The sequence below is a fragment of the Curtobacterium sp. MCPF17_046 genome, from assembly GCF_003224295.1.
In the GTDB taxonomy this organism is placed as follows: domain Bacteria; phylum Actinomycetota; class Actinomycetes; order Actinomycetales; family Microbacteriaceae; genus Curtobacterium.
In genome coordinates this window covers 1-19,860 of record NZ_QKLB01000012.1, presented here as the reverse complement: position 1 = coordinate 19,860, position 19,860 = coordinate 1, and the positions used below count along the sequence as shown (strand labels likewise).

Sequence of the window (19,860 nt, the reverse complement as noted above, 5' to 3'; positions counted from 1 at the left end):
GCCACGCGCCTCCCGGCTCCCACCCCCTCCAGGTGGGCGCGGTCGCACCACAGCGCGGCCCGCCGCACGTCGGCACACCGCGGACGGTGCGCAGAACGGCCGTCGGGGGACGCCTTCACTGTCCCCCGACAGCCGGGATCGTGTTTGCTCGTGTGCATGACGCAACACCCCGCCGCCGACCCCGACGCCGGACCGCATCCCGAGGACGACAGCTCGACCAGTCGATCCGACGGAGGGCACCGAATGGTCTCCATGAGCGTCGACGTGATCCTCCCCTGCCTCGACGAGGCGGACGCCCTGCCGCAGGTGATCGGTCGGCTCCCCGAGGGCTACCGGGCGATCGTCGTCGACAACGGCTCGACCGACGGCTCGGCGGACGTCGCCCGCGCGCACGGCGCCCTCGTCGTGACGGAACCGGTCCGCGGGTTCGGCTCCGCCTGCGCCGCCGGCGTGGCAGCAGCGACCGCCGACTACGTCGCGTTCTGCGACGCCGACGCCTCGATGGACCCCGCCGAACTCCCCGCCCTCGTGCAGCGGGTCGCGGACGGTCGGGTCGACCTCGCCCTCGGCCGCCGTGTCCCGACGAGCCGTGGCGCCTGGGCCCCGCACGCACGCTTCGCGAACCGCGTGCTCGCCGTCCTCATGCGACGTGCGACCGGCTACCGACTGCACGACCTCGGCCCGATGCGCGTGATGCACCGCGAGGACCTCGTCGCCCTCGACCTCCGCGACCGCCGCAGCGGCTACCCGCTCGAGATGGTCCTCGCCGCCCACGCCGCCGGATGGCGCGTCGACGAGTCGGACATCGGGTACGCGCAGCGCATCGGCGACAGCAAGGTCACCGGGACGCTCCGGGGGACGGTCAACGCCGTCAAGGACATGTCCCGCCTGCTCCGTGCGTACCGCCGGGAGGCCCGGACCCGCTCCGCCGCGCCCGTGTCGGTCCGCCAGCGCGTCGCCGCCGAGGCCCGCTCGTGACGGCCGCGCGCACCACGGGCGGACCCGGCACCGACGGCCCCGGAGGCATCACGGTCGCGGTCGTCGCGAAGGAGTGCCTGCCGGGCAGGGTCAAGACGCGCCTGACCCCGGCACTCTCCCCCGAGGGCGCCGCACGGGTCGCCGCCGCGAGCCTCGCCGACACCCTCGCGACGGTCTCCGCGCTCCCCGCCGCCCGCCGGGTCCTGTTCTTCGACGGCGACGTCCTGCCCGAGGGTGCCGAGGGCTTCGACGTCGTCCACCAGCCCGGTGGCGGGCTCGACGAGCGCCTCGGGTTCCTGTTCGACACCGTGGACGAGCCGCTCCTGTTGGTCGGCATGGACACCCCGCAGGTGTCCGCCGACGCGCTCGCCCCGGTGTTCGCCGGTCCCGAGCGGGACGCGTGGTTCGGTCCGGCGGAGGACGGCGGGTTCTGGTCGCTGTACTTGCGCGAGCCGACCGGCGACCTGCTGCGTGGCGTGCCGATGTCGCAGGACGACACCGGGGCCGTGCAGCTCGAGCGTCTGCGGTCCGCCGGACGCGACACGGGCCTCCTGGCCGAACTGCTCGACGTCGACACGCTGCCCGACGCCGAGCGCGTCGCGGCCCTCGCACCCGCAACGCGGTTCGCCGCGGCCCTGGCCGCCGAGTCCGCGACCACCTCCGGAGGTGTCCGATGACCGACACGACCAGCACCGTCCAGGCCTTCGGGGCCGGTGGCGACGAGCCGTACGCCCGCGCACTGCGGTCCGACGGCCGGCTGCGCCTGACCGACCCCACGCGTCCCGGCGAGGTCGTCACGATGGACGTCGGCCGGTGGAGCGCCGCCGCGGACCGTGTCGACGTGTCGTTGCTCGAGGGCGCCGACGGCCCGGTGATCGACCTCGGGTGCGGACCGGGCCGGATGCTCGTCGCCGCACTCCGGATGGGCCTGCCCGCGCTCGGTGTGGACGTCTCGGCGGAGGCGGTGGCGATCGCGCAGCGCTCCGGCGGTCGCGCGGTCCAGGGATCGGTCTTCGACCCGGTGCCGGACGAGGGCCGGTGGGACACCGCGCTCATCATCGACGGGAACATCGGCATCGGCGGCGACCCGGTCGCGCTCCTGTCCCGCGCCGCGCAGATCGTCCGGACGGGCGGCCGCGTGGTGGTCGAGACGAACCGCGACGCCGACGCCGACCGCACCTACACGGCCACGGTGACGGACGCGGACGGCCACGCCAGCTCGGCCTTCCCGTGGGCCGAGGTCGGCCTGCCAGCACTCCGTGCACACGCCGCCGCCGCGGGGCTCACCGCCCGTCAGAGTTGGACGGACGGCGGTCGGCACTTCTGCGAGCTCGTCGCCTGAGCCGTCCTTCTTTTGCATCATGCAAGAGAAGGACGTAGAGTGGTCGCAGCAGTCGACGGCGTCGCGGACGTCGACTCGACGGACGTGGCACCTCGGCACGACAGCGAGGAGACCACCATGAACACCTTCCCCCTCGGCGGGACCTTCGTGAGCGGGCTCCGGCAGCGCGACGAGCACGGTACGTACACCTCGTCCGCGGACGCCCGGACCGACACGATCGGGAGCTACACCGGGGTCGCCGTGGGCCGCCTCGGCCGCTTCGTGGACACGCAGTCCCGTCGACCGAGCACGGTCACCGCGAGCACCCGCACCGTCACCGGCTCGGTCCGGACGGCCACGGGGTCGTTCCGCACCGCCTGACCCGCACCACTCCCCCAGACCGCGAGCGGTCGCACTCCCTGACGCCCCCCTTCGTCCGGGAAGGCGGCCGCTCGCTCCTCGTCCGGCAGGCGGCCGTCCTGCTCGTCCAGCGGTGACCCTGAACGCGTCCACCCGTCGGATGCCAGGATGGGCACATGAACGACCGTGCCGGCACCCCAGCGACCGCAGACGACCTCGTGGACCTCGACGCCCTCATCGCCGCGTACTACGACCGGGTCCCGGACGTCACGAACCCCGAGCAGAAGGTCGTCTTCGGCACCTCCGGCCACCGGGGCTCGTCGCTCGACACAGCGTTCAACGACACGCACATCGCCGCCATCACGCAGGCGATCGTCGAGTACCGCACCGCGCAGGGCACCGACGGCCCGCTCTTCATCGGCCGTGACACGCACGCGCTCTCCGGCCCGGCCGAGCGGACCGCGCTCGAGGTCCTCGCCGCGAACGGCGTGCACGTCCTCGCCGACGCCGACAACGGCTACGTGCCGACACCCGCGCTGAGCCACGCGATCATCGCCTACAACACGGCCGGCCACGACGACACCGCCGACGGCATCGTCATCACGCCGAGCCACAACCCGCCGCGTGACGGCGGCTTCAAGTACAACCCGCCGCACGGCGGCCCGGCCGACAGCGACGCGACGACGTGGATCGCGGACCGGGCGAACGCGATCATCGCCGGCGGCAACGCCGAGGTGCAGCGCGCCGAGCACGCCACCCACGACGGCTACGACTTCCTGCACAACTACGTCGCGGACCTCGGGAACATCATCGACATCGACGCGATCAAGCGCGCCGGGGTGAAGATCGGTGCCGACCCGCTCGGTGGCGCGTCGCTGCCGTACTGGAACCTCATCCGCGACCACTACGGACTCGACCTCACCGTCGTGAACCCGGACGTCGACCCGACCTGGTCGTTCATGACGCTCGACTGGGACGGGAAGATCCGGATGGACCCGTCGAGCCCCTCCGCCATGGCCTCCGTGGTCGCGCGGAAGGACGACTTCGACGTCCTGACCGGCAACGACGCCGACTCCGACCGGCACGGCATCGTCACGCCGGACGGCGGGCTGATGAACCCGAACCACTACCTCGCCGTCGCGATCGAGTACCTGTACGCGCACCGCCCGCAGTGGCGCGAGGACGCGGCCATCGGCAAGACCCTGGTGTCGTCGAGCATCATCGACCGCGTCGCGGAGTCCCTCGGCCGTCGCCTGTGGGAGGTCCCGGTCGGGTTCAAGTGGTTCGTCCCCGGCCTGATCGACGGCTCGGTGGCCTTCGGCGGTGAGGAGTCCGCCGGGGCCTCGTTCCTCCGCAAGGACGGCACCGCGTGGACGACGGACAAGGACGGCATCATCCTGGCGCTCCTGGCGTCCGAGATCGTCGCCGTGACGGGCAAGACGCCGTCGCAGCTGTACGCCGAGCTGACCGAACGGTTCGGCGCCCCGGTCTACCAGCGGGTCGACGCCGCCGCCTCCAAGGAGCAGAAGGCGCGCCTCGGCAAGCTCGACGGCGACGCCATCCAGGCCGAGACCCTGGCCGGCGATCCGATCACCGCCAAGCTGTCGAAGGCACCGGGCAACGACGCGGCCGTCGGCGGCGTGAAGGTCGTCACCGACAAGGCGTGGTTCGCCGCCCGCCCGTCGGGCACCGAGGACGTCTACAAGATCTACGCCGAGAGCTTCGTCGGGCAGGAACACCTCGAGCAGGTGCAGCGCGAGGCCAAGGAGATCGTCGACGCCGCGCTGGGGGCCTGACACCGGCCGCCGTTCCGTGCACGGCTGACCACTGCCGTGCGCGCCGGGCCCCTGATGCGGGCCCTCGACGACCGCGATGCGGGCCTCCAGTCCAGCCGCACGTCGGGCTGTGGACGGCTGCCGATCCCCACAGGAACGCCCCGCCGGAGCACGCCGTCCGTGCGGCGGTTGTAACTTTGCAGGCAGCGCAAAGTCCTCGGGAGTCCCGCACATGACACAGACCGCGACCGCACCCGCGGCCCCCACCACGGCGTCGAACGCCGTGATGAACCACCGCCAGATCCTCCTGGTGATCTACGGCCTCATGGCCGGCATGTTCCTCGGCGCCCTCGACCAGACGATCGTCGGCACGGCCATCCGCACCATCGGCGACGACCTGCACGGGCTCGACCAGCAGGCGTGGGTGACGACCGGGTACCTGATCGCCTCGACGATCACGACGCCGATCTACGGCAAGCTCTCCGACCTGTTCGGTCGGCGACCGCTGTTCATCACGGCCATCGGCATCTTCATCATCGGCTCGCTCGCGGCCTCGTTCTCGACGTCCATGCTCATGCTCGCCGGCTTCCGTGCGCTGCAGGGCCTCGGCGCCGGTGGCCTGATGTCGCTGCCGCTGGCGATCATGGGCGACATGCTCGCGCCGCGTGAACGCGCCAAGTACCAGGGCTACTTCCTCGCCGTGTTCGGCATCTCCTCCGTCATCGGGCCACTGGTCGGCGGTGTCTTCGCCGGCGCCGACGACCTGCTGTTCGTCACCGGGTGGCGGTGGGTGTTCCTCATCAACGTCCCGATCGGCGTCATCGCGCTGTTCATGGTCTTGACGTTCCTGCACCTGCCGGCCTTCGGCGAGCGCCGGAAGCCGCGCATCGACTGGTGGGGTGCCAGCCTCGTCATCGTCACCCTCGTGCCGCTGCTGCTCATCGCCGAACAGGGCCGCGACTGGGGCTGGGACTCCCCCGGCGCCTTCGCCTGCTACGGCATCGGCGCACTCGGGCTCATCGCATTCGTCATCGTCGAGCGTGCGATGGGGGACGACGCGATCCTGCCGCTGAAGCTCTTCGGCTCGCACGTGTTCTCGATGGCAGCCGTCCTGTCCGTGCTCATCGGCTTCGGCATGTTCGGCGCGATGCTGACGATCCCGCTGTACCTGCAGATCGTCAAGGGGGTCACCCCGACCGAGTCCGGCTTCGCGATGCTGCCCATGGTCCTCGGCCTGATGATCTCCTCGATCGCATCGGGACAGATCGTCTCGCGCACCGGCAAGTACCGCATCTTCCCGGTCACCGGCACGGCCTTCACCGCCGTCGGCTACACGGTCCTGACGTTCCTGACCGCGGACCGTCCGCTGTGGTTCCTCATGACCGGGATGTTCCTCATCGGCCTCGGGCTCGGACAGCTCATGCAGACGCTGACCCTCGCGGCGCAGAACTCGGTGAGCCCGCGGGACATCGGTGTCGCCACCAGCGCCGCGACGTTCTTCCGACAGATCGGCGGCACGATGGGCACCGCCGTGCTGCTCTCGGTGCTGTTCAGCCTGATGCCGACCAACATCTCCGGGGCGCTCCAGAACGAGTCCGACCTCAAGAGCGCCCTCAACGCGGCGCTGAACCCCGCGGTGGCGAACGCCGAGCAGAACGCGGGCGTGATGGACCAGATCTGGGACCCGATCGTCACGCCGGTCAAGCGGAACGTGCAGGACGGTCTCGACCAGGGCGCCGTACAGGCCAAGCGCGCGGCGGACCAGGCCGTCACCGAGCGGGTCACCGCGGCCGTCCAGCAGCAGGTCGCCGCCGGACGTGTCCCCGCCGCGGCCGCCGACACGGTCATCGCCCAACAGGTCGACGACGCGAAGGGTGCCGCCGAGCAGCAGGCACTGCGGGCCGCCGCCGCGAAGGCGAACGCCGAGGTCGTCGACGGCACGCTGCAGGTCGACTACTCCGACGCCGACCAGCGTCGTGACGTCGTCGACGCGGTGGCGCCGGAGCTCGTCGACCAGCTTCGCGACGGGAAGGGCGGGACGTCGTCGACCACGTCGTCCACCAACGACACGTCCTTCCTCAACGGCGCCGACCCGCGACTGAGCCGTCCGTTCCTGGTCGGGTTCAGCGACTCCGCCGTGACCGTCTACTGGGTGGGTCTGGCCGTCGTCCTCGTGGCGTTCGTCCTCACGTGGTTCTTCCGCGTGCCGCCGCTCCGGAAGACCTCGGCCCTGCAGGAGCAGGCCGACGCCGCACGGAAGAGCGCCGACGACGACCGCCTGACCGTCGACGCGCAGCAGGCCGCCGCGGGGTCGGGTTCGCTCGTCTCCCCCGACACCGGCTCGACGGCGGTCGTGCCCACCTCCCCCGACGTCCTGCCGGCGGCGACGACGCACGGAGCGCACGCGGCGTCGACCCCGGTGGACGAGCCTCCGACGCTGACCGGCGCGATCCGGACGCAGCACGGCGCCCACGCTGCCGGCACGGCCCCGGTCCCCCCGTCGGGCCACGACGACCACCCGCACGGTCGCCACAGCGCCGAGTAGCTGCGCCGAGTAGCCCCGGGCGAGGGCGGGTCCGTGCGACGGGACACCGTCGCGCGCACCCGCCCTCGTCACGTTCCGCGCCCGCACCGGAACGACTCCGTGCCCGCTCCGGGCCGACCGGGGTAACGTCCGGACGATGAGTCTCGACGTGCGCAACGACTCCGACAAGAACCAGTACTCCCTCGTCGAGGACGGCGAGGTGATCGGGCTGGCGGCCTACGAGGTCGACGGCGACGAGATCCGCTTCGTGCACACCGAGGTCGACCCCGAACACCGCGGCGGCGGCCACGCGTCCATGCTCGTCCAGCACGCACTCGACGACGTCCGCGCGAACTCCGACCGACGCGTCGTCGCCCAGTGCAGCTACGTCGCGGCCTGGGTCGAGCGGCACCCGGACTACCAGGAGCTCACGGCTCGCTGACGCGTTCCCGTCAGTACTGGCGGTCGTGCGTACCGGCCCGGTGCGCACCGGCCGAGTGTGCCCCGACGGCGGGCACCCGGATGAGCACCGACCCGCTCAGCAGGTCGTGGTCGTGACGGGACGGCGTCGGCGCCTCCCGCGGCAACCGCGCCTGCCGTTCGTACTCGGTCTGCGTCTCGTGCCGCGTCGGGGCGAACACCTCGTCCAGCATCCCGACCGCACCGCCGGATCCGCCCCCGCGCGTGGCCTTGTTCGACAGGTCGATCCAGCCCAGACGGTCGGCGATCCACATCACGACGGCCGCGACGGCCACCGCCCCCAGGAAGATCAACCAGTTCACGGGAGTGACGCTACGTGGCCGATCGACGGAGGACATCCGCCGCGCGGCTGATCCTCGCGATCCGCACCGACGGCGACGGCCGGACCCCGGGAGTCGGCGCTCAGGGCACGCGCTCGAGCCACTCCCGCGTCGAGAACTTCGTCTCGACGAGCTCCTGCGCCCGCTGCCGCTCGGCGTCGGTGACGTGCCCCTCGGTCGCGCCGTAGAGCTTCGTGAACGTGCCGATGAGCCGGTCGATGATCTCGGCGCGGGTGAGACCGGTCTGCGAGCGCAGCGGGTCGACCCGCTTCGCGGCGCTCGTCGTCCCCTTGTCGCTCATCTTCTCGCGGCCGATGCGGAGGACCTCCACCATCTTCTCGCCGTCCATGTCGTAGCTCATGGTGGCGTGGTGGAGGAGCGACCCGGTGCCGAGGCGCTTCTGTGCGGCCCCGCCGATCTTCCCCTTGGTCGAGGTGATGTCGTTGAGCGGCTGGTAGTACGCCTCGATGCCCAGGGACTTCAGCGCCTCGATCACCCACTCGTCCAGGTACGCGTAGGAGTCGGCGAACGTCATGCCCTGCACGAGGTCGGTCGGGACGTACAGCGAGTACGAGATGATCGCGCCGGCGTCCATGAACATCGCGCCGCCGCCCGAGATCCGCCGCACGACCTGCACGCCGTACTTCTCGGCGCCGGCCGGGTCGACCTCGTTCTTGAGCGACTGGAACGACCCGATGACGACCGCGGGCTGGTCCCACTCCCAGATGCGCAGCGTCGGCCCGCGGCGTCCGGCCCCGACCTCCTCGGTGAGGACCTGGTCGAGCGCGAGGTGCTCGTTCGGGCTGATCGGCCCCTCGTGGACGACCTGCCACTCGTAGTCCCGCCACGAGGAGGCGCGCGAGAGCGCCCGCCGTACCGCGACCCCGACGGACTCGGGCGTGAAGCCGAGCAGGACTGCGTCCTCCGGCAGCGCGTGGCGGACTGCGGCGGCGATGCCGGCCGCGTCGGTGTCGGCACGGAGGCCGTCCACCGCCTGGTCGATGAGCGGGAGCGCGTCGTCCGGTTCCAGGAAGAAGTCACCGGCCAGGCGGAACTGGTCGATCTTGCCGTCGACGACCTCCAGGTCGACGACGACGAGCTTGCCTCCGGGGACCTTGTACTCACCGTGCATGTCGCCACCCTATTCCGGGAGGCCCGTGGCGGCCCCGCAGCGGGCCTCCCGTCCGGTGGCCGGGAACGGCGTCCGTCGCCCGCAGTGCGGCCCGATCACCTGAAAACGAACCGAGTTGCCGCTGTGCGTGTGCGGGCGTAGCGTCGTCACCACGCCTGGGGTGCGACCCCCCTCGAGCCTCGGGCGTCGCCACTCGATCCGTTCCCCCCAATGGGTCGAGTGGTCCGGCCCCGGTCTGTTCCCCCCAACAGGCCGGGGCCTTCTCCGTCGGTGGGTGTGTTCGTCCACAAGTCGCGGGTCGGTCGCTGGTTCCCGAATAGGGTCGTCGTGTGGTCAGACAGGACAGCGGCAGCCAAGGCAGCGGCAGCCAGGGCAGCGCCGGACAGCACGACGTCGGACCGGGCGTTGGACGTGGCGGCGGGGTCCGCGCATGGGCATGACCGGCGTCGTGGTCCGTGCTGTGGCGGGAGCGGCCGCCGTGGGGCTCGCAGCATCGACCGCAGCGGGTGTCGTGGTCGCCCGCAAGGCCGTCCATCCGCGTCCGAAGCGGACCGTGACCGTCCTCGACGTGGGTCCCGCGGGCGTCACCGTGCCGGCCGACGAGCAGACCCGGTGCCCGGGCGTGTACCGGGTGTACTTCGGGGACCACGAGCACAGCGTCCTGCTCGGTGACGTCCGCACCGACGACGGCGAGCGGGTGTGCCGCGCGGTGCTCGATGCCCCCGCGACGCTGCCGGCCCGGGGTGACGAGCTGCTCTGGACGGGGTACCTCCTCGACCAGCCGACAGCCGTGTCGCCCGACTCCGCCCAGGTCATGATCACGGCGGACGGCTCGGACCGACCGGCCTGGCTCTTCCCCGTGCGCGAGGCGACGACGTGGGCGATCCACGTGCACGGCATCCACTCCAGCCGGACCGCCGTCCTCCGTGGCGTCCCCGACACCCTCGACGCCGGCATGACCTCGCTCGTGATCGGGTACCGCGGCGACGTCGAGGACGACCGTGGACTGCCGGCGACGTTCGGCTCCGACGAGTGGCACGACCTCGACGCCGCGATGCGGTACGCCGTCGACCACGGTGCGGAGCGGCTCGTCCTCGTCGGGTGGTCGATGGGGGCGACGATCGCGATGCACGCGGCGAGCGACTCCGCACTCCGGGACCGCGTGGGCGCGATGGTCCTGGTGTGTCCGGCCCTCGACTGGTTCACCGCGCTCCGGTGGGGCGCGGTGAAGGCCGGCTTCCCGGGGTTCCTCGGCGTGCTCGGCGCCGGTGCGCTCACGGTCCCAGGACTCTCCCGGCTCGCCGGCATGCGGACGCCGATCCCCCTCGGACGGATGCGACCGCGGCCGCCGGTCGGGGTCCCGCTGCTCGTGGTCCACAGCGTCGGCGACCGGGACGTGCCGATCGACGCCTCGCGGCGCTTCGTCGCGGCGGCGGGACCGGCGGCGACCCTGGTGGAGGTCGCGTCCTGCCCGCACGGGTCGGAGATGAACCGGGACCCGGACCTGTTCCACGGGTCGGTGCGCCGGTTCCTGGCACGCGTGGCGGCACGGTCGGCGGATGTGGACGCGGCCGTGTCCACGGAGCACGGCGGCACCGCCAGCTGACACGGCATCCTCCGACCGGAACGTCGGCCTCGCCGGTCAGCTGCGGTCGACTGCCCGGTCGAGCCACGCGACGAGGTCCGCGACCACCTCGTCACGGTTCGTCTCGTTGTAGACCTCGTGCCGCGCCCCCTCGTACACGCGCACCGTGACGTCGGAGAGCTGACCACGCCGCCGGTACGCCCGCGCGAGCAGCTCGACGGACCGGGGCCCGCCGAGCGAGTCCTCGGAGCCGACCTGCAGCAGCATCGGCAGGTCGTGCGGGATCGCCCGGCGCGGGACCCCGAGCAGCCGGAGGGTGTCCGGCAGCCCGAACAACCCGAGCACGTCGGCCTCGACCGCGAGCGGGTCGACCCCGACGGCATCGATGACCGCCCGGTCCCGGGTGAGCCACTCGTGCTTCGTCGGACCGGACGCCGCGTGCCGCCGGTTGAGGTCCCCGCCGTTCATGAACCCGGGCAACCGGAGCGCGGTCGCCGACAGCACGACGCCCGCGTACCGCTCCGACGAGGTGTTCACGATCCGCTGGGCCATGAGCGACCCCCACGAGTGTCCGAGCAGCACGACGGGCAGCCCGGGGTCGCCGTCCATCGCCACGGTCGTCATCTGCTCGACCGCCGCGATCGCCGCCCGCAGTCCACCCGGGCCCAGGCGTCCGAGCTTCCCGTGGTCGCCGTCCCACTGTCCGAGACCGGTCCGGCCGTGGCCGCGGTGGTCGGTCGCGTGCACGGTCCAGCCGGCGCGCACGAGGTCCTGGGCGAGCGGCTCGTAGCGCAGCGCGTGCTCCCCGACGCCGTGCGCGATCTGCACGATGCCCTTCGCCCTGCCCGCACGCCAGGTCGAGTAGACGATCTCGACGCCGTGTGCGTCGGTGAACGAGGAGTCACCTCGGGCAGCGGAGAAGGTGGGCACGGCGTCATCCTGGCAGACGTCGCACCTGTTCATCCGTCGTTCACGCGCACCTTCGGGTACCGGCCTAGCGTTCCGCGCATGGACGTCCTCGTCACCGTCGTGCTGGTGATCGTGGTGGCCCTCGTGTTCGACTTCACGAACGGGTTCCACGACACCGCGAACGCCATGGCCACCTCGGTGGCCACGGGTGCCCTCAAGCCCCGCACCGCCGTCCTCATCTCCGCCGTGCTGAACCTCGTCGGTGCGTTCCTCTCCACCGAGGTGGCGAAGACCGTGTCACAGGGCCTCATCCGCGAAGGAGAGGACGGCATCCACATCACCCCGACGATGGTCTTCGCGGGGCTCGTCGGCGCCGTGCTCTGAACCTCGCCACGTGGTACTCGGGCCTGCCGTCGTCGTCCACCCACGCCCTGTTCGGCGGGCTCATCGGGGCGTCGGTGATCGGTGCCGGGCTGGACTCGGTCGACTGGGCCACGGTCGTCTCCAAGGTCGTGCTCCCGGCGCTGCTCTCCCCGGTCATCGCCGGGGTGATCGCCCTCGTCGCGACCTACCTGGCCTACACGATCACGAAGAACGCGACCACGCACGGCGCCGCCACCGGGTTCCGGCACGGCCAGACGGTGTCCGCCTCCCTGGTGTCGCTCGCCCACGGGACGAACGACGCGCAGAAGACCATGGGCGTCATCACCCTGACCCTCATCGCGGCGGGCTACCAGGGCGCGGGGACCGCCCCGGAGCTCTGGGTGGTCCTGGCCTGCGGGCTCGCGATCGCCCTCGGCACGTACATGGGCGGCTGGCGGATCATGAAGACCGTCGGCAAGCGGATCTCGGACGTGCAGTCCCCGCAGGGGTTCGCGGCGGAGACCAGCTCGGCCGCGACGATCCTCGTGTCCTCGCACCTCGGCTTCGCCCTCTCGACGACGCACGTCACGAGCGGCTCGGTCATCGGTTCGGGCCTCGGCAAGAAGCTGGCCGACGTGCACTGGGGTGTCGTCGGCAAGATCGTCGTGGCCTGGGTGATCACGCTGCCGTCCGCCGCGGTGGTGGGCGGTCTGGCGACGTGGATCGCGTCGAGCTCCACCATCGGGCTGGTCGTCGTGGCGGTGCTGGCCCTGGTCGGCGGGCTCACGTTCGCCGTCCTCGCCCGCCGCAAGCCGATCGGTGCGGACGACGTGCGCGAGGGCGCCCCGGAGCGCGAGTCCGTGGCCGCCGGGAACTGAGGGAGGACCAGATGGACATCGACTTCGGAGCGATCGGCACCGTCGCGGGGGTGGGCTTCGTGGCCGCCGTCGGCGTCGTGCTGCTCTACACGCTCGGCCTGCGCCTGCTCGGCACCGGTCAACCCGCCGACGTCGGCGGCGAGCGCACCCAGTACGCCGAGGAGACCCCGCGCTCGGGCTCGACACCGCGCATGGCGTCCCTCGGTGCCGGCGTCTGCTTCGCGCTCTGCGGCGCAGCCGTCCTGTACGGGATCTGGCTGACGATCCCCCAGTTCCACTGACCGTTCGAGACGCCACCGTCTGCTCGAGACACCACCTCGCACCCGAGACGCCGCCGGTTCCGGCGGCGTCTCGTCCGTCGTGCGGCGTCACCCGGAGACGGGCCCGTCTCCCAGGCAGGCCCGTCTCACAGGCTGGGCAGGCAGACCCGCCTCGCAGGCACGCCCACCCCGCCCGCGGCCCACGTCCCGCGCCCGGCCGGGAGGCCCGCCCCACGGCGCCGCCAGGTGCGGCCTGGCAGGATCGCCGAGTGACCCACCACCGCATCGCGACCACCGCGGACACCGCCGTCGACGTGTTCACCGCCGAACGCCGGCCCGTGCTGACGGTCGAGCCCGGCGACACCGTCACCGTCCACACGCTCGACGCCGCCGGCTACACCGAGCGTCTGCCGGCACCGGGCGTCGACGTGCCGACCCTCATCAGTCCGCGACGAGGCCACTGCCTGCTCGGGCCGATCGCGGTCGCGGGCGCCCGTCCCGGGCAGGTGCTGGCGGTCCGGTTCGACGACCTCGTCCCGGACGACTGGGGCTACACCGGTTCCGGTGGGGTGGACACCCCGCTGAACCGAGCGCTCGGGCTCGCCGACCCGTCGACGCGAGGGCCGCTCCTCTGGGACATCGACGCGTCGGCGGGGACCGCCTCCAACCAGCTCGGACTCGGCGTCCGGACAGCCCCGTTCCTCGGCGTCGTCGGCGTCCCGCCGGAGGCCACTGGCGAGCATGTGACCACCCCGCCCCGGGCCGTCGGTGGCGGGAACATCGACTGCCGCGAGCTCGTCGCCGGCGCCACGCTGTACCTGCCGGTGACGGTGCCCGACGCGCTGCTGACGGTCGGGGACGGGCACGCCGCCCAGGGCGACGGCGAGGTCTCCGGCACGGCCGTCGAGTGCGGCATGACGACGACGATGACGCTGTCCCTGCTCGACACGGCGCCGGTCGCGGGCATCCACGCCGACACCCCGGCCGGGCGCATCACGTTCGGCTTCGACGCGGACCTCAACGCGGCGACGACGACGGCCCTCGACCGGATGATCGACTGGATCGCGGCGGAGCACGGCATCGGCCGCGCCGAGGCGCTCGCGATGGCGAGCGTCGCGGTGAGCATGCGCATCACGCAGATCGCCAACCGGACGTGGGGCGTGCACGCACTGCTCGCACACGACGCGATCCTCACGCAGACCCGCTGACGGACGGGAGGCCCGGCCGCGGTGAGCAGATCTGCTCACGGCGGTCGGGCCTCCCGTCCGGTGCTGCCGGCGGAGAGCCGGCGCACGGCGGGTCGGCGCTCGGAAACTCAGCACACGGACGGTCAGTGCGCGGAGTAGCCGCCGTCGACCAGGTGGTAGCTGCCGCTGATGAACGACGCCTGGTCGCTCAGCAGGAAGAGGACGAGCGCGGCGACCTCGGAGTCGGTGCCGAGCCGTCCGGCGGCGTGCAGGGACTCGAGGCCGGCGAGCTCGTCGGCGCTCAGCGAGGACCGGACCAGCGGGGTGTCGATGAAGCCCGGGCCGACGGCGTTGGTGCGGACGCCCTTCGCGGTGTACTCGAGCGCCGCGACCTTCGTGAGCCCGACGAGTGCGTGCTTCGACGCCACGTAGGCCGCGTTGTTCGCGATGCCGACCGAGCCGAGGACCGACGACATGTTGACGACGGCGCCGCCGCCCGACTCGAGGATCGCGGGGATCTCGTAGCGGAGGCCGTAGAACACCCCGTCCAGGTCGACGGCTCGGACGCGGTCCCACGCCTCGACGTCGTACTCGCCGATGGGCTGCGGGGCGGCACCGATGCCGGCGTTGTTCACGGCGAGGTGCAGTGCGCCGTAGGTGTCGACGGCGAACTGCACGGCACGTTCGTTGTCGGCGGCGAGGGCCGAGTTCGCGGCGACGGCGGCGGCGGTGCCACCGGCCTGCTCGATCTCGGCGACGACGCGCTCGGCCGCCTCCTGCTTGATGTCCGTCACGACGACGGAGGCACCCGCTGCCGCGAGCTCCTTCGCGATCGACTCGCCGATCCCGCTGCCACCTCCGGTGACGATGGCGGCCTTGCCCTCGAACCCGTTCATGCGTCCTGCTCCTCCTGGTGCCTTCCGGCCCGTCTCATCTGGGCAACACCTGTTGTCCAGATGCCCATCGTACGCCTGGCGGTCAGAGACAGCGGGGTGAGGCGGCCCAACTGGTTCGTTCGCTGAACTAATGAGGTAGGCTGACGATCCGTGACCGCCACCGACCCGCTCCCGACCAACGCGCGTCACCGACCCGCACCGCACGCCGCACTCGCGACCGACGTCCGCGTGGCCGTGAACCGGCTCTCGCGGACACTCCGCGGGCAGAAAGCCGACACGTCCGTCACCGACGCCCAGTTCTCCGCCCTCGCCCTGCTGCACCGCGACGGGCCGATGACGCTCGCCGACCTCAGCCGGGCCGAGGGCGTCACGCCCCCGTCGATGACGAAGACCGTGGACGTCCTGATCGGTCGCGGCCTGCTGACGAAGGACGACCACGGGGACGACCGACGCAAGGTGCTGCTCTGCCCGACCCCGGCCGGCGCCGAGCTGGTCGCCGAGACCCGGCAGCGTCGTGACGACTGGCTCAGTCCCCGGCTCACGGCCCTCACCGCGGCGGAACGACGGACCCTCGCCGCCGCCACGGACGTCATGCGGAAGCTCGCCGCCCGGTGAGCGCCGTGTTCCGGTCCCTCTCGGGACGCAACTACCGCATCTGGTTCGCCGGCGCCCTCGTGTCGAACATCGGCACCTGGATGCAGCGCACCGCCCAGGACTGGATCGTCCTCACCCAGCTGACCGACGACGACGCCGTCGCGGTCGGCGTCACGATGGCGCTGCAGTTCGGTCCGCAACTGCTCTTGCTGCCCTGGACCGGGTTGGTCGCGGACCGTTTCGACCGGCGTCGCATGCTCATGGTGACCCAGGGCCTGATGGGACTGCTCGGGCTCGGACTGGCCGTGATGGTCCTCACCGACACCGCGACGCTGTGGACCCTGTACGGCTTCGCCCTCGCACTCGGTGTCGTCGCGGCGTTCGACACCCCGGTCCGACAGGCGTTCGTGTCCGACGTCGTGACGGGCGAGAACGTGTCGAACGCCGTCGCGCTGAACTCGGCGTCGTTCAACGCCGCCCGGCTCGTCGGCCCGGCGGTCGCGGGCGTCCTCATCGCGGCGATCGGCTCCGGGTGGGTCTTCGTCATCAACGCGGGGTCGTTCCTCGCGGTGCTCGTGGCCCTGCGCTTCGTCGACCCACGGCAGCTCGCCGACCGCCCGCGGGCCGCCCGCGGGAAGGGGCAGCTCGTCGCGGGGTTCCGGTACGTCCGCACCCGACCGGACATCCTCGTCGTGCTCGCCATGGTCTTCGTGGTCGGCACCTTCGGCGTGAACTTCCCCATCTTCACCTCGACGATGGCGCGGGTGGAGTTCCACCGGGGTGCGGGCGACTTCGGGCTGCTCAACTCGGTGATGGCGGTCGGCTCGGTGCTCGGCGCGCTGCTCGCGGCACGGCGCGACGCGCCCCGGATGCGCACGCTGGTCCTCGCCGCCGGCGGGTTCGGCCTCGCCTGCACCGCGGCCGCTCTCGCCCCGACCTACTGGGTCTTCGCGGTCCTGCTCGCCTTCGTCGGCCTCGCAGCCCTGACCTTCATGACCACGGCGAACGCCCTCGTGCAGACCACCACGACCCCGGCGATGCGCGGCCGCGTGATGGCGCTCTACATGGCGATCTTCGTCGGCGGCACCCCCGTCGGTGCTCCCGTCGTCGGTGCCGTCGCTGACGCCTGGGGACCGCGGTGGGCGATCGTCGTGGGCGCGCTCGCGGGCTTCGTCGCGCTCGCCATCGCCGTCCTGTGGCTCGTCCGGTCCCAGCACCTCCGGCTGCGGTACGACGCCGACGCACGTCTGCACCTCGCCGTCACGCGGTCGACACCGGTGGTCGGGACGCGGGCGAGCCGAGCGGCCGTGCGCCGGGACCTCGAGCACGACGAGGTGGTGGCGGACCGGTCGAGTGCCGTCTGACCTGCCCTGGCCCTGGCCCTGGCCCGGATTGGCCCGGCCCGGTCCGGCCCGGTGTCAGCCGACCGGTTCGGGTGCGGCGAACACGCGGGCGTCCAGCGCCGCCGTTACCGTCTCGGCGGCCAGCGCGAGCCGCGCTCCGGCGGACCGGGCGGCGTCGACCGCGGTGTCCGGCGTCAGGGTCTCGAGCTCGGCGCGGGCATCGCCGAACGCCCGGACCTCGGCCGCCAGGTGCACGCCGACGAGGTCGTCGAGGCACTCCTCGCTCCGGCGGGTGAGGAAGAGGAGCGAGCGCGGGCTGTGCGCGTCGAGGAGCAGGAACGTGGCCGCCTCCGAGGACGTCGTGCCGCGCCGGTGCTCGCGGTGGAACGCCTCCCCCGCACCGCAGGCACGCAGCGCGGTCGTCCACGACGCCGCCGAGGCCGGGTCGAGGAGGTCCGACGCGAGCATCCGCGCGGTCACCGTCAACCGGGTGAGCGAGCGACCGAGGGTGAAGAACTCCCACACCTCGTCGCGACTGGCGTCCCCGTCGACGACCCCGACCGCGAGGGCGCTCCGTTCGCGGACCCAGCCGAGGAACTCGTGCGCCCGCTCCCCCGCGATCTTGCGCGGCAGCCGCGACCGCGTCGTGTTGAGGCAGTCCCACAGCTCGGTGGAGACGACGTCACGCGCACGACGCGCGTCGTCCCGGGCGACCGCCACCGCAGCGGCGATGGAGGCCGGTTCGTGGCGGTCGAGCGCCAGGGCCTCCAGGGTCGCGTCCGGACCGAGGTCCACGTCCTCCGGCACGGTGGCGCCGACGACGCCGCGGAGGCTCCGGCCGATCGAGCCCCTCTCGGCCGCGGGGTCCCGGCGTGCGAGGTGCACGTCCAGCAGACGCGCGACGACGTCCGTCCGCTCGACCGCGCCCCCGACGCTGTGGACGCTCCGCGCGAGTCGGTTCAGCACGGCGACTCCTGCATGCGGCGAACCTACTGACCGCGCGTTGCCGGGGTGTTTCGGGATGACGTCCCGGGTGTTGCAGACCGTCGCTCGCTTCGTTCCCTGGACGGTGGACGTACATGTGACGCGCTCGCTAGACAAACTAACTAGACCGTCTAGCATTGATCCCATGACTTCCGAGGTGACGACAGCAGCCCCGGGTTTCTGGTACGGCGAGGACTCCCGGGTCGACGCGGTGGACGTGCTGAACGCGCTGCGTCGGTACCGCACTGCCGAGAGCTCCGCCCAGCGTCGTGTGCGTGAGGAACTCGGGATCGGTGAGAACGCGTTGATGGCCCTGCGGGTGCTCGTCGACGCCGAGACGTCCGGCCGGACCGTCAACTCGAAGGAACTCGCGGAGCGCCTCGGCATCACCGCGGCGTCGACGTCGGCGCTGGTGGACCGGCTCGTCCGTTCCGGTCACGTCGAACGGCACGCTGACCCGGCCGACCGGCGTGGGGTCATCCTCACCGCCACGGGTCGCTCGATGCGTCGGGCCCTGGCCGTCATCGGGGACCTGGACTCCCGTGCCGTCGAGGTCGCGCAGCACCTGCCCCCGGAGGACATGGCCGTGGTCGTGGCCTTCCTGCGCGAGATGGCGGGCGCCGTCGACGAGTCCGCGGACCACGACGAGTACTGACGTCCGTGTCGCGACACGTCCCGCCGTACGCTGAGGGCATGCGCGAGCCCGAGGACGACATGCCCGCGGCCGAACTCGACGCGCGTGCCCGGGCGGATGCCGCACTGCGACGCATCCGGGACGGCGCGGATCCCGCGCAGGAGGCCTTCACGCTCGCGAACACGCTGAACGACGAGTCCGTGGGCCGGGTCGCCCGACGACTCCGGCAGGTGTTCCGCCGGTCCTGACGGTCGTCAGAACGCGGTGCCGACCGCCGCGATGTCGTCCCCGCCGTGCCCGGCAGCGCTGGCCTCGGCGTAGACCCGGCCGAGTGCGTCGAGCAGGGTGGTGTCGACGCCGGCATCCCGAGCCGCTTCGGTGATGAGAGCGATGTCCTTCCGCAGACCGTCGAGGGCGAACTGCGCCGGGAACTCCCGCGCGATCATCGCCGCACCCTTCGTGTGGGCGTAGGCGGAGTCGCTCGCCGACCCCTCGATCGCCTGGAGGAACAGCTGCGGGTCGAGGCCGAGTGCCGAGGCGATCGCCAACGACTGCCCGGTGGCCGCGGTGATCGACGCGATCCAGGCGTTGGCCGCGAGCTTCAGGGCCGTCCCCTGGCCGACCCGGTCGCCCGCGTGGACGACCTTGGCACTGACGGCATCGAGCACGGGCTCGACGACGGACACCGCGTCGGGATGGCCCGCGACGAGTATGGTCAGCTTGCCCTGCTCAGCCGGCGCCTTCGTGCCGAGCATCATGGCCTCGACGAGGGTGATGCCGTACTTGGCGGCGAGCTGCACGACGGTCTCCGTGCCCGGCACGCCGATCGTCGACGCCTGCACCCACACGGCATCCTGCGGCGCATCACCGGCGGCCCGCTCGAGGACGTCGACCACCGCGTCGGTGTCGAACAGGGTCAGCAGCACGACCTGGGCATCGGCGACCGCGTCGATGACCTCTGCCACGACGGTCGCGCCGAGGTCGGCGAGGGGTCGCGCGCGCTCCGTCGTGCGGTTCCACGCCGTGACGTCGTGCCCCGCACGGAGCAACGACTGCGCCACACCCGCTCCCATCGCTCCGGTTCCCAACACCGACACGCGCACCGTGGTCTCCTCACCGCGTGGCCCGAGCGCCACGACCAGGTCGACGGTACGCCGCTCCGCGGGGCGGCGTCCCGGCCGGCCCGGGCCAGGACGGTGGGGTCGAGGCAGAGGTGGGGTCGAGGCAGAGCGGCGGGGTCGGGCCCCGCGCACCGCCGGGTGCGCGCCGCCGGGTGCGCGCCGCGGGTCAGGACCGGATGACGCCGCTCGTGGTGATCCTGTCTCTTATACACATCT

Annotated in this window: 20 protein-coding genes and 1 pseudogene; 15 read left to right on the top strand and 6 right to left on the bottom strand. The window is 72.3% G+C overall.

Annotated elements, in window-relative coordinates; all coding sequences use genetic code 11:
- The first annotated feature begins 243 nt into the window (after positions 1-243).
- From DEJ32_RS11350 to DEJ32_RS11320, 7 genes are all read left to right on the top strand, one after another.
- A complete protein-coding gene (locus DEJ32_RS11350; RefSeq protein WP_110823548.1) occupies positions 244-978 on the top strand; it encodes a glycosyltransferase family 2 protein in 735 nt (244 codons plus the stop codon).
- Positions 975-1,655 (top strand): DUF2064 domain-containing protein, encoded by a 681-nt coding sequence (locus DEJ32_RS11345; RefSeq protein ID WP_258369025.1) that lies wholly within the window; start codon positions 975-977, stop codon positions 1,653-1,655. The genes DEJ32_RS11350 and DEJ32_RS11345 overlap by 4 nt, the downstream gene beginning before the upstream one ends.
- Entirely contained in the window at positions 1,652-2,320 is a 669-nt protein-coding gene (locus DEJ32_RS11340) for a bifunctional 2-polyprenyl-6-hydroxyphenol methylase/3-demethylubiquinol 3-O-methyltransferase UbiG (RefSeq protein WP_110890426.1), read from the top strand. The genes DEJ32_RS11345 and DEJ32_RS11340 overlap by 4 nt, the downstream gene beginning before the upstream one ends.
- 39 nt (positions 2,321-2,359) lie before the next feature.
- The gene (locus DEJ32_RS11335; RefSeq protein ID WP_110901356.1) at positions 2,360-2,680 is read left to right on the top strand and encodes a hypothetical protein; all 321 of its coding nucleotides are present in this window, start codon (positions 2,360-2,362) and stop codon (positions 2,678-2,680) included.
- Positions 2,681-2,835: 155 nt separating this feature from the next.
- Positions 2,836-4,455 carry a phosphoglucomutase (alpha-D-glucose-1,6-bisphosphate-dependent) gene (pgm, locus tag DEJ32_RS11330; RefSeq protein WP_110901355.1) on the top strand — a complete coding sequence of 540 codons (1,620 nt, stop codon included), beginning with the start codon at positions 2,836-2,838 and terminating at the stop codon, positions 4,453-4,455.
- A gap of 211 nt (positions 4,456-4,666) precedes the next feature.
- On the top strand, positions 4,667-6,979 hold the full coding sequence (locus tag DEJ32_RS11325) for an MDR family MFS transporter (RefSeq protein ID WP_181420661.1): 2,313 nt from the start codon (positions 4,667-4,669) through the stop codon (positions 6,977-6,979).
- A gap of 136 nt (positions 6,980-7,115) precedes the next feature.
- Positions 7,116-7,400, top strand: coding sequence for a GNAT family N-acetyltransferase (locus DEJ32_RS11320; protein WP_110901354.1), 285 nt, complete (start codon positions 7,116-7,118; stop codon positions 7,398-7,400).
- A gap of 10 nt (positions 7,401-7,410) precedes the next feature.
- Here the strand turns inward: DEJ32_RS11320 and DEJ32_RS11315 are convergent, their stop codons facing one another.
- Positions 7,411-7,740, bottom strand: a complete 330-nt coding sequence (locus tag DEJ32_RS11315) for a hypothetical protein (protein ID WP_110823543.1) — start codon at positions 7,738-7,740, stop codon at positions 7,411-7,413.
- A gap of 100 nt (positions 7,741-7,840) precedes the next feature.
- Entirely contained in the window at positions 7,841-8,890 is a 1,050-nt protein-coding gene (locus tag DEJ32_RS11310) for a biotin/lipoate A/B protein ligase family protein (RefSeq protein ID WP_110890434.1), read from the bottom strand.
- Between the two features lie 430 nt (positions 8,891-9,320).
- Here DEJ32_RS11310 and DEJ32_RS11305 point away from each other — a divergent pair, with 430 nt between their 5' ends.
- Positions 9,321-10,496, top strand: a complete 1,176-nt coding sequence (locus tag DEJ32_RS11305; protein WP_110901353.1) for a S9 family peptidase — start codon at positions 9,321-9,323, stop codon at positions 10,494-10,496.
- 36 nt (positions 10,497-10,532) lie between these two features.
- Here DEJ32_RS11305 and DEJ32_RS11300 read toward each other — a convergent pair whose 3' ends face one another.
- The gene (locus DEJ32_RS11300) at positions 10,533-11,405 is read right to left on the bottom strand and encodes an alpha/beta hydrolase (RefSeq protein ID WP_110823966.1); all 873 of its coding nucleotides are present in this window, start codon (positions 11,403-11,405) and stop codon (positions 10,533-10,535) included.
- A gap of 78 nt (positions 11,406-11,483) precedes the next feature.
- On the opposite strand from DEJ32_RS11300, the pseudogene DEJ32_RS11295 reads away from it, so the two are divergent.
- The 3 genes and pseudogenes from DEJ32_RS11295 to DEJ32_RS11285 all read left to right on the top strand — a co-directional run bounded on the left by DEJ32_RS11295 (position 11,484) and on the right by DEJ32_RS11285 (position 14,093).
- Positions 11,484-12,625: pseudogene (locus DEJ32_RS11295) on the top strand (anion permease).
- A gap of 11 nt (positions 12,626-12,636) precedes the next feature.
- Positions 12,637-12,906 (top strand): hypothetical protein, encoded by a 270-nt coding sequence (locus DEJ32_RS11290; RefSeq protein ID WP_110823539.1) that lies wholly within the window; start codon positions 12,637-12,639, stop codon positions 12,904-12,906.
- Between the two features lie 248 nt (positions 12,907-13,154).
- Positions 13,155-14,093, top strand: a complete 939-nt coding sequence (locus DEJ32_RS11285; RefSeq protein WP_110823538.1) for an acetamidase/formamidase family protein — start codon at positions 13,155-13,157, stop codon at positions 14,091-14,093.
- Between the two features lie 122 nt (positions 14,094-14,215).
- Here the strand turns inward: DEJ32_RS11285 and DEJ32_RS11280 are convergent, their stop codons facing one another.
- Positions 14,216-14,968: an SDR family NAD(P)-dependent oxidoreductase gene (locus DEJ32_RS11280; protein WP_110901352.1), complete on the bottom strand. Its 753-nt coding sequence runs from the start codon at positions 14,966-14,968 to the stop codon at positions 14,216-14,218.
- A gap of 150 nt (positions 14,969-15,118) precedes the next feature.
- Between DEJ32_RS11280 and DEJ32_RS11275 the strand changes: the two genes are divergently transcribed.
- Both DEJ32_RS11275 and DEJ32_RS11270 read left to right on the top strand, forming a co-directional pair.
- Entirely contained in the window at positions 15,119-15,583 is a 465-nt protein-coding gene (locus DEJ32_RS11275; protein ID WP_110901351.1) for a MarR family winged helix-turn-helix transcriptional regulator, read from the top strand.
- The gene (locus DEJ32_RS11270; protein WP_110823535.1) at positions 15,580-16,926 is read left to right on the top strand and encodes an MFS transporter; all 1,347 of its coding nucleotides are present in this window, start codon (positions 15,580-15,582) and stop codon (positions 16,924-16,926) included. Before DEJ32_RS11275 ends, DEJ32_RS11270 begins: the two co-directional genes overlap by 4 nt.
- 54 nt (positions 16,927-16,980) lie before the next feature.
- Here DEJ32_RS11270 and DEJ32_RS11265 read toward each other — a convergent pair whose 3' ends face one another.
- Positions 16,981-17,871, bottom strand: a complete 891-nt coding sequence (locus tag DEJ32_RS11265; RefSeq protein ID WP_181420660.1) for an alpha-E domain-containing protein — start codon at positions 17,869-17,871, stop codon at positions 16,981-16,983.
- Positions 17,872-18,034: 163 nt separating this feature from the next.
- Here DEJ32_RS11265 and DEJ32_RS11260 point away from each other — a divergent pair, with 163 nt between their 5' ends.
- Together DEJ32_RS11260 and DEJ32_RS11255 are read left to right on the top strand one after the other, a co-directional pair.
- Positions 18,035-18,544 (top strand): MarR family winged helix-turn-helix transcriptional regulator, encoded by a 510-nt coding sequence (locus DEJ32_RS11260; RefSeq protein WP_110890450.1) that lies wholly within the window; start codon positions 18,035-18,037, stop codon positions 18,542-18,544.
- A gap of 38 nt (positions 18,545-18,582) precedes the next feature.
- Positions 18,583-18,771, top strand: coding sequence for a hypothetical protein (locus DEJ32_RS11255; protein ID WP_110899798.1), 189 nt, complete (start codon positions 18,583-18,585; stop codon positions 18,769-18,771).
- A gap of 6 nt (positions 18,772-18,777) precedes the next feature.
- Here the strand turns inward: DEJ32_RS11255 and DEJ32_RS11250 are convergent, their stop codons facing one another.
- On the bottom strand, positions 18,778-19,626 hold the full coding sequence (locus DEJ32_RS11250; protein ID WP_258369034.1) for an NAD(P)-dependent oxidoreductase: 849 nt from the start codon (positions 19,624-19,626) through the stop codon (positions 18,778-18,780).
- Between the last annotated feature and the right edge of the window lie 234 nt (positions 19,627-19,860).